The organism is Streptomyces sp. NRRL F-5755 (genome assembly GCF_001279365.1).
Lineage (GTDB): Bacteria > Actinomycetota > Actinomycetes > Streptomycetales > Streptomycetaceae > Streptomyces > Streptomyces rimosus.
Window position 1 is genome coordinate 1 of record NZ_LGCW01000142.1, and the last position, 2,056, is coordinate 2,056.

1 tRNA gene and 1 pseudogene are annotated in these 2,056 nt (G+C 64.9%); one reads left to right on the top strand and one right to left on the bottom strand.

The window, feature by feature from the left end:
* Nucleotides 1–154: 154 nt before the first annotated feature.
* Nucleotides 155–598: pseudogene (locus tag ADK86_RS15390) on the bottom strand (response regulator); the annotation flags it as partial.
* 179 nt (nucleotides 599–777) lie between these two features.
* Here ADK86_RS15390 and ADK86_RS15395 point away from each other — a divergent pair.
* Nucleotides 778–849 (top strand) — tRNA-Arg (locus ADK86_RS15395).
* The last annotated feature ends 1,207 nt before the right edge of the window (nucleotides 850–2,056 follow it).

Here is a 2,056-nt window from a genome sequence, read left to right on the forward strand (position 1 = left end):
GGCGGCCAGGGCGGCGGGGAGGGTCACCACGTCGATCAAGGACGCGGCCTGGGAACCCCCCAGACCCACGAAAACGCCCCCCAGCCTCCGCCCCCCCTTCCCCATCCCCCCCCTTTCCCGCCTCCCCCACCTCCCCAACCTCCCCCTCGGGCCGTCCAGCCTCACCCCCAGCCGCCCCCTCACCCTCCATCTCCCCTGCCGGCCCCTCCACCCCGTCACACCTTCCACGGCTCATGAGCCGCCGCACCGTACGCACCAGATCCATCGGCTCGAACGGCTTGGCCAGAAACGCATCCACCCCCACCGCCTGCCCGCTCTCCACCTCCGCCTGCGTACAGGCACTCACGATGGCGAGGGGTATTCCCCGCGTCCGCGGATCGGCCCGCAGCCGAGCCGCCGTCTGCAGCCCGTCGAGCCGGGGCATCACCACATCGAGCGTCACCACATCCGGAGCGACCCGATGCACGATGTCCAGGCACTCGGCACCATCGGCCGCGGTCACGACCTCGAAGCCCTCAAGCTCCAGGTTGACCCTGATCAACTGCCGGATGACCTTGTTGTCGTCGACGACAAGGACCCGGCCGGACAAGCCAGGCACACCTTGAGACTAGGCGCGCGCCTCCGGCTGCGTCCGGGTTTTCCCCACTTCCGCCCCGTCCGAGGGACCTTCCCCCGACCCCCACCCACCCCACCCCCACATGCGCTACTCCAACCCGTTCATGAACACCCCTCCGAAGCTGGTAGTGTTCTACCCGTCGCCGCAACACCGGCCGACAAGCCCCCGTAGCTCAGGGGATAGAGCAACGGCCTCCGGAGCCGTGTGCGCAGGTTCGAATCCTGCCGGGGGCACTTCGCCTGGACCAGTGTGATCATCCCGCTGACCAGCCCAAGTGCCGCGAACAAAGGCCCGTACCCAGTCTTACTGGATGCGGGCCTTTTCGCTGTTGCGCACCGATTCCGAGTGAATGGCGAGTGGGCACACGGCTGTCGCCCACCAACAGCAGCCGCTTGCTACGGCGGCACAGGCTCACGTGGCAGCAGCCCGCCCCGAGAAGTGGAATTCCCGTGATCGGCGTGGTCTACGACTCGGAAATGCGGTCCTCCTACTGGGTTCCCTTGACAGAGTACCGGTGCCGCGAGATCAGCAAGGGAAAGAAGTCAAAAGCGTACCGGTAGCAGAGGAAGGCCGTCCTGACGAGCGATGGCACAGAGGCGATGGCGACAACAATCCGTCGATGCATTGCCGATACCATCACTGTCGGCGTTTAGGCGGCGATGATTCCTGAACTCTATTAGCCGCCCGCGTCAAGCGCGGTCCGCCCATGAGCGTCATTTGGCTGGTCGCCTACTATGGACTGTCCTGGTATCTACTCATGATCGGCGCAAGGGCAGCCACCCACGGCGGGCCGGTCTATTGAGATTCTCGGCCTACCTTCTGATCCTGAGCGGATGGTACGTGGCACTGGGACGCTGCGCATCTCCTGCGCTATGGCCAGTGCCGGCACTATTCGAGGAAATCTACGTGCTCGCCGTCCCGTAGGTTGCCAAGGCTCGTCAGGCCGTAGGGGACCTTGATGCTGCACAACCGGAAGTCCGCAGCTTTCCGGTTGTCGCCTGGTCCCGGATACGAGGCATATGGCGTCCGGGCCGCAGCTGCGGCCTGGACAGAACTCCGGAACGCCTGCGTGACCGTTCCTCGATGAGCAATCCCCCTCGTCAAAGGTTCACGCAGATGCATGACTAGTGCGGGCCGGCACCACGACGTTGTTCGCGCCTCTGGACGTGGCGGGCGAGCGGGAAGAGCATCGGGTCGATGCACCGGCGGCCAACTCGCTCGGCACCTTGCGTTCGCCTGTAGTGTCGTCGGCCTCTTCTTGCTTCCTCGGATCTTCCCTGAAGGGTGTCGCATGACCAAGCACGTCACCGTGGACCTGACGAAGACTTCGCCCACGGTCTCCTTAGACGTCATTTCATTTGGAGTCGTCGATGGCAGATGAGGGTTGAGGCGATGGCGGTGAAGGCGAGGAAGTGTTCGGGCTTGCGTTCGTAGCGGCGG